We start from the raw sequence: 13,985 nt of genomic DNA, 5'->3' as shown, positions 1-13,985 counted from the left end.
CTACCGGCGTCCCAGCGGGCTGCGGTCCCACCGCCCCGGCGGGACCGCAGCCCGCTGGGACGCCGGTAGTGGACCCCGCCATCGACCCGGTCCTCGCCGAACTCGCCGCGGTGTCCGGCGTGGCGACGTCCTACCTCGGGGCCGACGGTGTCCCGGTACAGGTCGCGCCGGACACCGTCCGGGCCGTCCTGCGGCTGGCGGGGGTCGATCCGACGGATCCCGCCGCAGCGCTCGCGGCGGCGCTGGAGCGGCCTTGGCGACGCCGGGTGCCGGCCTGCGCCGTCGTCGTCGCCGCAGCACCGCGCCCGGTGGTCGTTCACACGCCGGTGGAGATCATTCCACACGCTGAGCTGGAGCTCGGCACCGGCGGCCGAATCGTCCTCGATCCCCCCGGTGCCCCCCTGGCCGAGCGGGTGCTCGACGGTGTGCCCTGGGTCGCCCGGCCGATAGGGCTCCCGGCGGGCCTGCCCTTGGGGGACCACGTGCTGCACATCGACGCCGGAACCGAGCGGCATCGCTGCCAGGTCGTTGCCGTGCCGGCCGCGGTGCCCGGCCCCGCCGCCCTCGCCCCGCCGGCCCGCGCCTGGGGCTGGATGATCCAGCTCTACGCGCTCACCTCGACGTCGTCCTGGGGGATGGGGGACTATGGCGATCTCGCGACGCTCGCCGACTGGTCGGGCCGGGCGGGTGCCGACGTGCTGCTGGTGAATCCGCTGCATGCGGGTGCGCCGACCCTGCCCGTCGCGGCGTCCCCCTACTCGCCCGCGAGCCGCCGTTTCGTCTCCCCGCTCTACCTGCGACCGGAGCGGACGCCCGAGTACGCCCGGGCCGATCCCGCCACCCGGGCGGCCGTTGACGAGCTCGCCCGCGGCGCCCGTCGCGACGGGCGGCGGGACGGTCTGCTCGATCGGGACGTGGTGTGGCGGGCGAAGCTGGCCGCGCTGGAACTGCTCTTCGAGGTCTTCCGGCGTGGCTGCGAGCAGGTGGCATCCGCCGGGCCCGCCGGGTCCGAGCCCGCCGCCGAGCCCGCCGGGTCCGAGCCCGCCGCCGGGCCGGCCGGGTCCGACCTGATCGATTTCGCGACCTGGAGCGCGCTCGCCGAGCGGTACGGCCCGGACTGGCGGACCTGGCCGGCGGGTCTCGCTCATCCGGGCGCGCCCGCCGTCGCCGAGGCGAGGGCGCAGCTGGCCGACCGTGTCGCCTTGCACGTGTGGCTCCAGCAGCGCTGCGACCAGCAGCTCGCCGTGGCGCAGGCCGCCGCCCGGGCTGCCGGGATGGCCGCCGGGATCGTGCACGACCTGGCCGTCGGCGTCGATCCGGGCGGTGCGGACGCCTGGGCGCTGCAGGACGTTCTCGCCGTCGGCGCGAGCGTGGGGGCCCCACCGGACACCTTCAACCAGCAGGGCCAAGACTGGGGGCTGCCGCCGTGGCGGCCGGACGCCCTGGCCGAGGCCGGGTACGCGCCGTTGCGTCAGATGGTCGCCTCGGTGCTGCGCCGCGGCGGCGGGCTGCGGGTCGACCACATCCTCGGCCTGTTCCGGCTGTGGTGGATTCCGGCTGGGGCGGGCGCCGCTCACGGGACGTACGTGCGTTACGACGCCGAGGCGATGCTCGGCCTGCTCGCGTTGGAGGCCGTCCGCGCCGGCGCCGTCGTCGTCGGGGAGGATCTGGGTACCGTCGAGGCATCGGTGGCGACGACGCTCGCCCGCATGAACGTGCTGGGTTCGACGGTGCTGTGGTTCGAGCAGGACGCCGAGGGCCGCCCGTTGCCGCCGACGGCGTACCGGGCGGCGACGATGGCCAGCCTCACCACGCACGACCTGCCCACCGCCGCCGGCTACCTCGAGGGCGAGCACGTGCGCACCCGCGCCCGGTTGGGGCTGCTCGGGCGTTCGGAGGAGGCCGAGGCGGCAGGCTGGCGAGCCGAGCGGGACGCGTTGGTCGAGCTGGTGCGATCCGAGGGACTGGTGGATCCGACGGGCGCGGCGGCGGGCCTCGGCGGACGGGGGAACCCCGGCGGGCGCGGCCGGCCGGAGTTCGACCCCGCCGTTCGGCAGGAGATCGTTTTCGCGCTGCACCGGCTGCTGGTGCGGTCTTCGTGCCGCATCGTGCTCGGGTCGCCGGGTGACGCGCTGGGCGACCGGCATCAGCCGAATCTGCCGGGCACGACCGACGCTTATCCGAACTGGCGGCTCCCGGTGACCGACTCCGCCGGTCGGCCGGTTACGGTAGAGCGTCTGCTGACCGATCCGGACGTGCGCAGGCTTGGCGAGTTCCTCGCCCAGGTCCGGGCTGCCCAGGTCCGGGGCGTGTCGTCCGCCGGTGCGGCATCCCCAGACGAGGACCGTAACCCCATTTCCCGGTAATCTTCGCTGCGTGACTCGACGTCGACCGCGCCAGACCCGATGGCTGCCGTTCGCCGGCACCTCCCGCCCGTGCCCGGGGGCGCACCTCGCGCCGGGGTCGCGATCCAGGATCGCGCCGCGCCGGGCTCTCACCGTTGTCGGCCTCGCGCTGTTCGCGGTGCCGGTGTTCGCGGTGAGCGCCGCGGCCGGGGAGATCGGAACCCCCTACAACCCCGATCCGCTCACGGCCGTGCAGGCATGGGCGATCTACGGCGGCACCATCGTCGGTGGGTTCGTCATCGCGATCCTGCTGGCCGCGTGGTCGAGCCGCAAGAGCGGGCCGGTGCGCTACCGCCCGGGGCAGCCCTGGGAGCACGACGAGATCTGGATCGGCTCCAAGCCGGAGGAGATCGAGGGCGAGCAGACGAAGACCGCCCTTCCCGGCGCGGGTGGTGCCAGTGGCAACTGGTGAGCCGTTCACCCACGAGCAGCTCGACCGGCTGAACCGGGCCCGGGAGCTTGCCGAGACGCGTACCGGCATCCACGTCAGCATCCGGATCGGCGCGGTGCGCGGCGACGTCCGGCTCGCCGCCGAGCGGATCCTCGCGAACCTCGTCGACGACGCGGGGCGGGATGCCGCCGTGCTGATCCTCGTCTCGCCCGGGCAGCGGTTCGTACGGATCGCCACGACTCCGGCCGCCAGGAAGCGGATCAGCGACTCGGCCACCGGGCTCGCCGCGTTGACGATGGCCTCCAGCTTCGCGCTGGGCGATCTGGTCGGCGGCCTGATCACCGGCATCCGCCAGCTCGCGGACGCGGCAGGTGGCGCGGGCGGCGCAGCCGCCGGGACCCTCCCCCCGACGCAGCCTTCGTTGGCGGTCAGCCCGACGCCCTGACCCCGCTGATCCCGGAGGAGCCGGCCCGGCCGGTTCCTCCGGCCGGGCCGGCTCCGACCGGCCTGACGCGGGTACGCTACGCCGCCGCCTCGATGTCCTTCTTGCGTGCGGCCAGCGCCCGGACGAGCCCGTCGCGGCCTTCCAGCAGGGCTCGCCGCAGGGGCGGAACCGGGTTGTGCTCGGCCAGGTAGGCGTCGACCTTCGCCACCGTCTCCGGTTCGATCACCGACGCCGGGAACAGCATCTGGGTGATGGTGGAGGCCATGTCGAAGCTGCGGGTCTCCCAGATCCCAGCGATCTCGTCGAAGAAACGGTCCACGTAGGGCCGGGTCAGCTCGAGCTGGTCGGAGATCCAGAAACCGCCCATCGTCGCGGCGGCCAAGTGGTTCGACAGGGTGTCCGAGTCCATGACCGCCGACCAGGCTGCCGCCTTCGCCGCCGCGGTCGGCCGTGCCGCCCGCGCGGTCGCCGCTCGCTTCTCGCCGGTGGCGGTGCGGTCGCGGGCGAGCTCCGCGTCGATCTCGGCGTCGGCGTACACGCCCCGGGCGACGAGTTGGGTCAGCAGGGTCCAGCGCAGCTCGGTGTCGAGCACGAGTCCCTCGATGACGTCGGTGCCCTCGAACAGCGCCCGGATCCGCGCCACCTGGTCGGCCTCCTCGGCCTGGGCGAAGGAGGTGGTGTAGACGAGCTGCAGGTCGCTGCCGGGGGCCGCGGCGCGCGCCAGCTCCTCGGCGCGTTCCGTCAGCGCGCGCAGCGCGGGCTTCCGGTTTGCCGGGTCGCCGTAGGTGTCGATCGTCAGGTCCGCCTTGGCCAGCAGCGACTGCACCACGCCGATGTCGTCCTCAGCGGTCACCCCGGACAGCACGAGCCGGACGTAGTCCCGGGCGGCGAGTTCGGCGTCGCGGGTCATGTCCCAGGCCGCCGCCCAGCACAGCGTCCGGGGCAGTGACTGGGAGATGGCGCCGATCGCCTCGACGAGCGTGGCCAGCGACCGCTCGTCGAGGCGCACCTTCGCGTACGTGAGGTCGTCGTCGTTGAGCAGGATCAGATCCGGCTGGCGGGCACCGACGAGCTTGGCGACCTCGGTGAGCTTGCCCGTCACGTCGAGCTCGACCCGTTCCCGCCGGACCAGCGCGCCGGTGGCGTCCCGATCGTAAAGGCCGATCGCGAGCCGGTGCGGGCGCAGCGTGCGCGAGGCGGCCGGCGGCGCCGACGCCGGCTCCTGCACCACGTCGAACGAGGTGAACAGGCCCGAGGAGTCGGTGAAGAAGCGTGGCCGCAGGGTGTTCGCGCCGGTGGTCTCCAGCCAGTCCGCGGACCAGGCGGTCAGGTTCCGCCCGCTGGCGTTCTCCAACTCGTCGAGCAGGTCGCGCAGCGACGTGTTCGCGTACTCGTAGCGGCGGAAGTACGCCCGCAGCCCGGCGAGGAACTCCTCTTGGCCGACCCAGGCCACGAGCTGCTTGAGCACCGAGGCGCCCTTGGCGTAGGTGATGCCGTCGAAGTTCGTCCGCACCGCGTCCATGTCCGGGGCGTCGGCGACGATCGGGTGCGTGGAGGAGAGCTGGTCCTGGCGGTAGGCCCAGCCCTTCTCCGCGTTGGCGAAGGTCGTCCAGCCGTTGGTGAAGCGGGTCGCGTTCACCTGGGCGAGGACCGACATGTAGGTGGCGAACGACTCGTTCAGCCACAGGTCGTCCCACCAGCGCATGGTGACCAGGTCACCGAACCACATGTGCGCCATCTCGTGCAGGATCGTCTCGGCCCGCCGCTCGCGGCGGGCCTCGGTCACCTTCGCCCGGAAGACATACTCCTCCAGGAAGGTCACGCAGCCGGCGTTCTCCATCGCCCCGGCGTTGAACTCGGGCACGAACAACTGGTCGTACTTGCCGAACGGGTACCGGTAGTCGAACACCCGGTGGTAGAAGTCGAACCCGGCTTTGGTGATCTCGAAGAGCTCGGCGGGGTCGAGGAACTCGGCCAGCGATCGGCGGCAGTAGAGGCCCAGGTCGATGCCGTCGTGGTGGTCGCGGACCTCGTGGTACGGGCCGGCGACGAGCGCGGTGATGTACGTCGACATCACCGGGGTGGTCAGGAAGCGGATGGTGCGCACCCCGATCGCGGCCTCCGCCACCGCGGCGACCGCGCTGTTGGAGATCGCCTTCCAGTCCGCCGGGACGGTGACCGTGAGGGTGAACGTCGCCTTGAGGTCGGGCTGGTCGAAGCAGGCGTACATCCGGTGCGCGTCGTACGTCTCGAACTGGGTGTAGAGGTAAACGGCCTCGTCCACCGGGTCGACGAAGCGGTGCAGGCCCTCACCGGTGCGGGAGTAGACGCCGTCCGCCACCACCGTGAGCCGGTTCGACTCCGCGAGGTTAGCGAGCCGGATCCGCTCGCCGTCGAACACCGCGGCGGGGTCGAGCGGCGCTCCGTTGAGAACGACCTCGTCGACCTTCGTGGCGGCGAGCTCGATGAACGTCGACGCCCCAGGCTCGACGCAGGTGAAGATGACCGCGGTTGACGTGCGGAAGGTCCCGTGGCCGGTCGTCAGGTCGAGTTCGACGTCATAGGAGGCAACGTTGAGCAGGCGGGCGCGCTCGCGCGCCTCGTCGCGGGTGAGGTTGTTGGGCACCCGGTTCCTTTCGGACGGCACGGACTTGCAGGACTGCACACGGTCATCACCGTGTTCCCAGTCTCCCACGCCGATGAGGGGAGCGGTCGCCGCCGGGGGACGTGGTGGTCGGGGACGTGGTGGTCGGGCCGTCGGCCGTGGTATCGGTGCCGGAGATGGTGAATTGTGGTGATTGGCGCAGGGTGCCCGCTCTCGCTGGTCGCCGATGCGGCACGATGGCGACATCTTCCGCGTGACCAGCTTGCGGGAGGATCGGGATGTCCGCGCGGTCGCGGGAAGGCAGGAAGAGGGCAGGACAGGAAGGGAGCCGCCGGTGAGACGGGTGGCGGGGCTCGGTCGCGTCCCCGGGCGCCCTCACCGGGCTCGCCGGGCCTCAGCCGTTCCGGCCGGCGGTGGGTCGTCCACCGCGCCGATGCCCACCGCGCCGATGCCCGAGGCGGCGGCATCCGAGCCACCAGGCGGGCCGCGGGCCGCTGGCGGGGGGGAGTCCCCGGCTCGGCGGGCCGATTATCACATCCCGGTCGCGCTGCGGGTCTCGGCGGGCTGGTCGTGGCGTCTGATCGTCACGGGCGCGGCCATCTACATCCTGCTGATGGTCGTGGGACGGGTCCGGATCGTGGTGATTCCGCTTATCGCCGGGCTGCTCATCGCCGCTCTCATCCATCCGCTCGCGCACCGGCTGCAGCGGCTCGGTATGAACCGGCTGGGCGCTGCCTTCACCGCGTTGTTCGTGTTCTTCGCGGTGTTCGTGGGTGTCGGGGTGGCGGTGGGCTTCAACGCCGCGAACGAGATCCCCACGGTCAGTGACCAGGTCAGCGAGGGCGTCGAGCAGATCCGCGGCTATCTGAGAAACGGTCCGCTCCACCTGTCACAGAGCCAGATCGACAATCTGGTCGATGACATCCGCAAGAGCCTGGCGAACAACCGGGGGCGCCTGGTCTCCGGGGTGATCTCCGGCGCCTCGGTGGCCGCCGAGGTGCTCACCGGCCTGCTCGTCACCCTGTTCTCGACCTTCTTCTTCCTGTACGACGGGGATCGTATCTGGGACTGGATCGTCACCCGCTTCCCGGACGGAGCGGAGGAGCGGGTGCGTGGCGCCGGTCGGGAGGCGTGGAACACGTTGACCGGCTACATTCGTGGGACGGTCTTTGTCGCGGCGGTCGACGCGATCGGTATCACCATCGGCCTGGTCGGCGTGGGTGTCCCGCTCGTCGCGCCGCTGGCCCTGCTGACGTTCTTCGGCGGGTTCGTCCCGATTGTCGGGGCGACGGTGGCCGGCGCCGCGGCGGTACTGGTGACCCTGGTCTCGAATGGCGTGCCGGATGCGTTGATCATTCTGGGTGTCGTGTTGGCCGTGCAGCAGGTCGAGGGGCACCTGTTGCAGCCGCTGGTCATGCGGCGGGCGGTGCGGTTGCATCCGCTCGCGATTGTCATCGCGCTGTCGGCCGGTGGCGTGTTGGCCGGCATCCCCGGTGCCATCGCCGCCGTTCCGTTCGCTGCCATGGTGAACAGGGTCGCCGGTTATCTCGCCGTGAGCGGGAAGTGACCACCACCCCGACGGGTTGATCCCGGTCGAACGGTGCCGTCGACCGAGGAGACCACATGAGCGCCGAAACTCTCGACACCCCCGCGGCCACGTTCGTACCCACACCCACGTCCGTACCCTTGCCCGCGGACGCGACCGAAGCGGTCTTCTGGGACGGAGCTCTGCTCGTCGCTGCTACCCCCGGCTTCCACGAGCTCAAACGGACCTGGGACCAGGACCCGATCCTCACGTGATCGGGCATGATGACACATCATGCGTGTCCATCTGGGATCTGACCATGCGGGCTTCCACCTGAAGGAGGCGCTCGCCGAGCGTCTGGTGGAGCTGGGCCACGCGCCCGTCGACCATGGTCCTGTCGAGTACGACCCCGACGATGACTACCCTCCGTTCGTCCTCGCCGCTGCCGCCGCCACCGCCGCCGAACCGGGCAGCATGGGCATCGTCATCGGGGGATCGGGTAACGGGGAGGCCATCGCGGCGAACAAGGTCGCCGGGGTGCGCGCGGCCCTGGCATGGAGCGAGCAGACGGCGACGCTGGCCCGCCAGCACAACGATGCCAACGTGCTGAGCCTCGGCGCGCGTATGTACACCGTCACGGCGGCCCTGACGTTCGCCGAGGTCTTCCTCAGCACGCCGTTCAGCGGGGAGCAACGACACGTGCGGCGGCTTCGGATGCTCTCGACCTACGAGCGGACCGGGGACGTACCGTCGGTGCCCGGGTCGGCCCCGTCGGCTTCCTGAGACCTGTTCTTCGAGGACCCGGTCTTCGAGGACCCGGTCTCGACAGGGCCGCTCTCACGCGGTCCGGCGGATCCGCGGTCGGAGCGTCGGCGGGTCCTGCGGGCACCCCGGCCGCGGCGGACCGGGTCGGTGGGGCTGGTCGACGGGGTCGCCGGTGCGGGGCGTGATCCGCGATGCAGTACCACCGATCGCTCGGCCTCGGCGAGGTCGGCGTCGGTGGGCCGGGCGGCGTCGCGGGCCCGCATCGCCGTTCTCGGGGGCAGCTTGCTGCGACCCGCATCGATGAGACCGCGCAGCTGCGCGTCCGCCTCGCCCGCCCCGGCCGCATGCGACCGGGCCCGACCTGCGCGCTCGGGTCGTGGCATGGCTCCTCCATCCGCCCTGGCCGGAACCCTTGGTGAATCATCCCAGAAGCGGGCCGCTCGGGGAGGCCTCGTGACGCGGGTGGACGTCGGAAATCCGCCGGTGCGCTGGTTATCCCCCGCGCCAGGTTGATCTCCATCCTTCCATTTCCGAAGGCCTCCGGAAGTTCACCGTCCCGGGTGCTACCGGCGGGTCGCCCGACAGCGACAGCCCGACCGTTTTCGGTCCGGTCGACGCCGGGCCCCGGAATCGTCGTGGCGTCGCCGATCCACGGTTCGCAAATCCGTACCCGGTGTCGGCGGTTGGTCCCCCACCGGCCGCGTTTTTCTGCTCCGCAGCGTGCACGCCCGCGGGCGCCGGGTCGCCGCATCGCGACCTGGCCGACCGTCCGATCCAGGATGATCCGAGGCGCTACGGGGGATCGGCCACCCCCTGTCCGAGCTGTTCTGCCTCATCCGTATGCTACACATTGCCAGATGAACGTCCGATAGTCCAACGTACGCTCAATAGATGTCCACCTGTACTCAAGAGATGCCCATTGTGTCACCTTGCCAGTAAATGAAACAAAAGGAAACTCTAGCATGCATACTTTGCCGCGTTTCGGTAGAACACCTAAAACTGTTTGCTGATCTCGATCGGCCGTCACCAACCGCTGCGCCTCGGTGGCTTCAGTCATCGGCTCCGTCGTCGCGGCCTAGGAGTGAGTCTTGGACCGCGTGCCTGTGAGCGTTGTCATCCCCGCCTACAACGAGGCGATGCGCCTGCCCGGCTCGCTACCCCCGCTGATCTCGGTCATGCACAGGATCCCCGGTGCCGAGGTGATTGTGGTTGACGACGGCAGTACGGACGGCACCGCTGCGATCGCCGAGGAGTTGCTCGCGGATCTGCCCGGTGGTCGGGTCCTGCGGCTGCCGTGGAACTCGGGTAAGGGCGCCGCGGTCCGCATGGGGGTGTCGGCCGCGCACGGTGAGTCGATCGCCTTCCTGGACGCCGACGGTGCCTCCGACGTCAATGATCTTCCTCTGCTCCTCGCCGCGCTGGAGCACGCCGAAGTGGCGCTCGGATCGCGCCGGGTTGGGGCGGGTGCGGTCCGCAGCAGTGGCCGGCGGGTCGGCAGCTGGGCCTTCAACCAGATCACCCGGTCCCTGACCAGCCTGGACGTCGCCGACACCCAATGCGGGTTCAAGGCTTTCCGCGGCCCCGAGGCCAAGCTGCTGTTCAGCCTTGCGCGTTCCTCCGGATTTGGCTTCGACGTGGAGGTGCTCTCGATCGCCCGGTCGATCGGCTACCGGATCGCCGAGGTCCCGGTCCGATGGGCGGAGATACCCGGTGGCACGTTCCGGGTGACCCGGCACACCCCCGCGATGCTCGTCGACGTGATGCGCGCCCGGCGGTACCTGAACCGCTCCGCTCCCGGCCTCGTAGTGACGCGTCCCACGGTGCAGTCGCCCGCCGCCGCGGCAGCGCCGGTTCGTCCGGGCGACGGGGCGTCCCCCGCCGCGCAGGTCCGCGTCCCGCCTTCTGCCGTGAGCGTCCCGGCCCCCGCAGAACCGGTGACCGCCGGGCCACCGCCAGCCGTCCTCACGGCGGCCGTGGGGGGCGTCGAGAAGCCCCTGCGCCTGCCCGCCGACCTGGGTGGTGTGACTCCGTTGCCTCGGAAGGCTGTATGAAGGTCCGGCGAACCGGACCCCATCCTTGTCCTTTGGAGTAAGCGATCCCTTCCCCCGCCGCCGGCACCCCCACGACGGCGAAGGGCCTCGGCGCGCCGTCACCCGCCCCGGCCGTCGCCGCCCCGGCCGTCGCCGCGTCGCCGCGTCGCCGCGACACGCGGACGTCACGGCGGCCCCTGTTCGGCATGGCCGCCGGCTTTATGGTGCTCTTTCTGCTCCAGGCCCCCGGCAACCTGACCGCCGACACCAAGCTGGACGTCCCCCTTGACCCGTGGGGCTTCATGGGGCGGGCCACCCATCTGTGGAACTCCCTCGCCGAGTTCGGCTACCTGCCCAACCAGTATGTCGGCTACCTGTTCCCGATGGGACCGTTCTTCGGCGCCGGTGACCTGTTCGGGATACCCGCCTGGGTCACCCAGCGGCTGTGGATCGGGCTGATCCTCACCGTCTCCGCCTGGGGGGTCGTGCGGCTGGCCGAGGCCCTGCGGCTCGGCGTACCGCGCACCCGGGTGCTGGCCGGACTCGCCTACACCCTGTCCCCGATGTTCCTCGGCAAGATCGGGGCGACTTCCGTGGCGCTTGCGGGCGCCGCCATGCTCCCGTGGATCACCCTGCCGCTCATCCTCGCGCTGCGTCCGGACGGCGCCTTCGGCGCCGACACCGGTACGGCCGCCGCCAGTACCACGGCCGCCACCAGTACCACGGCCGCCACCACGACCATCAGTACCACGGCGGCCGATGATGTCGATGCCGCTGACGATCCCGCCCTGGACCCGGGCCGGCGGCTGTCCCCGCGACGGGCGGCCGCCCTGTCCGGACTCGCCATCCTGGGTACCGGCGGAATCAACGCGACGGTCACGCTGTGCGTCCTGCTCTGTCCGGCGGTGGTCCTCGTGTTCGCCGGCGGCACCCGCCGGGCCTGGGCGCTGCGGGCTTGGTGGGTCGTCGCCGTCATCCTCGCCTCGGCCTGGTGGCTGCTGGCGCTGATGGTGCAGGGCCGCTACGGGCTGAACTTCCTCGCGTTCACCGAGACCGCCCAGACGACCACGGCGACGACGTCGGTGGCGGAAGCCCTGCGCGGCGCGACGGACTGGCTGGCGTATGTCCAGTTACCCAGGCCCTGGCTGCCGGCCGCCACCGAGTACGTGTCCCGGCCGGTGCCGATCATCGGATCGGCAGCCGTGGCTGCGATCGGGCTGTGGGGGCTGTCCCGGGCCGATCTGCCCGCCCGCCGGTTCCTGCTGGTGACGTTGGCCGCCGGCACGGTCTCGGTGGCCGCGGCCTATCCGGGGCATCCGGGCAGCCCGCTGGCGGGCGCGGTGCGGGACCTGCTCGGTGACCAGCTGGGCTTTCTGCGCAACGTCTACAAGTTCCAGCCGGTGGTGCGTCTGCCGATAGCCCTGGGGATCGCGCACGCCCTGACGGTCCGACCTGTCAGTCTCGCCGCCCGTGTGCGGAGATGGACGACCCGCGAGGCTTCCCGCCGGCACGGCAGGACCGCGGACATGATCGTGGCCGCCGCGGTGAACGTCCCCGTCGTGCTGACCGTGGCCGCGCTGGTCTGCGGCATGACGCCAGCGCTCGCCGGCAGGGCGCTGCAGCCCCGGCCGTTCGCCCGGGTGCCCGACTACTGGGTGGCCGCCGCGGACTGGCTGGCCGCCCATCCCCAGGACGGCCGGGCCCTGGTGCTGCCCGGCTCGCCGTTCGCCGAGTACGAGTGGGGCCGGCCGCTCGACGAGCCGCTGCAGTGGCTGGCCCGCACGCCGTGGGGGGTCCGCGGCCTGATCCCGCTCGGTGGCACGGGCGTGACCCGGCTGATGGACGGCATCGAGCACCAGCTCGCCACCGGGTCCGCCGCGGGCCTCGCCCCGGCGCTGGCCCGGGCCGGGATCGGCCAGATCCTGCTCCGCAACGACCTGGAACAGAAGAACTGGGACGTCCCCCCGTCCACCGACGAGCTCCACCGGGCGTTGCGTTCCTCCGGTCTCACCCTGGCCGCCGCGTTCGGCCCGCAGGTGCCGGCGCGCGCCTCGGCGAAGGAGCGGCTCGTCCCGGAGCTGCGCAACCCGACCGCGCGGGTACCCGCGCTGGAGGTCTGGACCGTCCCGGGCGGCGCGAAGCTTGTCGGCTCCTACCCAGCGGACACCGCCGTCGTCGTCTCCGGCGGCCCCGAGGCGACGGTGCAGCTCGCGGGGCAGGGCCTGCTGAGCAGCGACCGGGCCGCCGTGCTCGCCTCGGACCTCGCCGCGGATCGCGCCGATCCGTCCGCCGCCGTGGCGTCTTCGACGAGCCCGGCGGCGATCAAGGTTGCGCCGGGGGAGGTAATCGGCCCGACGACCGCCTGGGTCGACACGGACACCCTGACCCGGCGCGACAGCACCTTCGGACTCGTCCACGACGCCGCTTCGTACCTCCTCGGGCCCACCGGCACCGCGGTCGGCAAGACGGGGGAGCCCCACCAGTGGGCCGAGGCCGACGTCGCCGGCCACCAGACGGTCGCGGGCTACGTCGGCGGCATGTCCGTCACCGCGTCCTCCTACGGCTACGACCTGCTCGCCGCGCCGGACCTCGCGCCACCGGCGGCCGTCGACGGCTTCGCCGCGACCGCGTGGACGGCACAGCGCACGAAGGGCACGACGTCGGCCGGGCAGTGGATCCAGCTCGATGCCGGCCGGCGGATGACCGTGCCCTACCTCGACGTGCGGCTGCTGTCCGAGGGTTCGTGGCGGCCGGCCGTCGAGGCGCTGCGGGTGTCCAGCGAGGCGGGCTCGGTGGTCACCGAGGTGCGTCCGGTGGAGGACATCCAGCGCCTCGCCGTCCCAGCGGGGCCGAGCCGCTGGTACCGCATCACGTTCGCGCGGGTCGGCCAGGAGACCGACGACACCCTCGGCGCCGGTATTCGGGAGATCACCATCCCCGGGGTCACCTTCCGCCACTACGCGCAGCTCCCCACCGACGTGGCCCGGCGCTTCGCCGCGCCGGACGGGGGGCTGGTCGCCTTCTCGATGGCCCGGGAGCGGGTCGACCCGGCGCAGCCGTTCGGCGGCTCGGAGGAGCTGGCGCTGTCCCGGCGCTTCGAGGTGCCCCGGGACATGACCTTCACGATGAGCGGCTCGGCGAGCTTCATCCCCCCGCCGCGGGGGACACCCCCAGCAGGTGACACTCCGTTGCTGATCGACTGCGGCCAGGGCCCCACTCTGGTCGTCGACGGGACCCGTTACCCCCTGCGGATCTCCGGCCGGGACAGCGACGTCACCTCGGTGCGGCCGGTGCGGGTGTCGCTGTGCACCGACGGCGGCACGCTGCGGCTCTCGGCGGGGCCGCACCTGCTCGGCGTCGACCAGGGACCGACCTCCATCCTCGTCGACGCGATTGCGCTGGTCGGATCGGGCGCCCAGGTGAGCGCGGCCACGCCGCGGGCGACGACGGTGCACGAGTGGACGGCGGAGCACCGGACGGTCCAGATCGGCGCCGGTGACCGCGCCTTTCTCGCCGTCCGGGAGAACGCCAACTCCTCGTGGACGGCGAAGCTGAACGGCGTGGCGTTGACCCCGCTGCGCCTCGACGGCTGGCAGCAGGGCTGGATCGTCCCGGCCGGCACCGGCGGCACGATCGTCATCGACAACGCGCCCGGTGCGGAATACCGCCGCAACCTCGTGGTGGGGCTGTTGCTGGTCGTGGTGCTGGTCGTGCTCGCCGTGCTGCCCGCCCGGTTCCGGCTACGGCCACGATCCGACGAGAACGGCTATCCGGCGCTGCTGAGGCCGCGCCGCCTGGGCCGGCCGCGCCGCCTGGGCC

9 protein-coding genes are annotated in these 13,985 nt (G+C 72.1%); 8 read left to right on the top strand and 1 reads right to left on the bottom strand.

Annotation, left to right across the window (positions count from 1 at the left end; translation table 11 throughout):
* The 3 genes from malQ to AC08OO_RS05260 all read left to right on the top strand — a co-directional run.
* A partial coding sequence (malQ, locus tag AC08OO_RS05270; RefSeq protein ID WP_476618282.1) for a 4-alpha-glucanotransferase occupies positions 1-2,366 on the top strand: 2,366 nt, incomplete at its 5' end.
* Between the two features lie 10 nt (positions 2,367-2,376).
* Positions 2,377-2,817 (top strand): hypothetical protein, encoded by a 441-nt coding sequence (locus AC08OO_RS05265; RefSeq protein WP_476607727.1) that lies wholly within the window; start codon positions 2,377-2,379, stop codon positions 2,815-2,817.
* Complete coding sequence (locus AC08OO_RS05260) at positions 2,804-3,241, top strand: DUF5130 family protein (RefSeq protein WP_476609800.1); 438 nt, start codon at positions 2,804-2,806, stop codon at positions 3,239-3,241. Before AC08OO_RS05265 ends, AC08OO_RS05260 begins: the two co-directional genes overlap by 14 nt.
* A 76-nt stretch (positions 3,242-3,317) precedes the next feature.
* Here AC08OO_RS05260 and pepN read toward each other — a convergent pair whose 3' ends face one another.
* Positions 3,318-5,867 carry an aminopeptidase N gene (gene pepN, locus AC08OO_RS05255; RefSeq protein WP_476609799.1) on the bottom strand — a complete coding sequence of 850 codons (2,550 nt, stop codon included), beginning with the start codon at positions 5,865-5,867 and terminating at the stop codon, positions 3,318-3,320.
* Between the two features lie 313 nt (positions 5,868-6,180).
* On the opposite strand from pepN, the gene AC08OO_RS05250 reads away from it, so the two are divergent.
* From AC08OO_RS05250 to AC08OO_RS05230, 5 genes are all read left to right on the top strand, one after another.
* Positions 6,181-7,413, top strand: a complete 1,233-nt coding sequence (locus tag AC08OO_RS05250; RefSeq protein ID WP_476609798.1) for an AI-2E family transporter — start codon at positions 6,181-6,183, stop codon at positions 7,411-7,413.
* 56 nt (positions 7,414-7,469) lie between these two features.
* A complete protein-coding gene (locus AC08OO_RS05245; protein ID WP_476609797.1) occupies positions 7,470-7,646 on the top strand; it encodes a hypothetical protein in 177 nt (58 codons plus the stop codon).
* A gap of 19 nt (positions 7,647-7,665) precedes the next feature.
* Complete coding sequence (locus AC08OO_RS05240) at positions 7,666-8,154, top strand: ribose-5-phosphate isomerase (protein ID WP_476607732.1); 489 nt, start codon at positions 7,666-7,668, stop codon at positions 8,152-8,154.
* A gap of 1,079 nt (positions 8,155-9,233) precedes the next feature.
* The gene (locus tag AC08OO_RS05235) at positions 9,234-10,187 is read left to right on the top strand and encodes a dolichyl-phosphate beta-glucosyltransferase (RefSeq protein WP_235463053.1); all 954 of its coding nucleotides are present in this window, start codon (positions 9,234-9,236) and stop codon (positions 10,185-10,187) included.
* A gap of 185 nt (positions 10,188-10,372) precedes the next feature.
* On the top strand, positions 10,373-13,985 hold a 3,613-nt coding region (locus AC08OO_RS05230; RefSeq protein WP_476618281.1), incomplete at its 3' end, for an alpha-(1->3)-arabinofuranosyltransferase domain-containing protein.

This window comes from Frankia sp. CeCAU1 (assembly GCF_977971845.1).
This window is presented reverse-complemented; position numbering and strand designations above follow the sequence as displayed.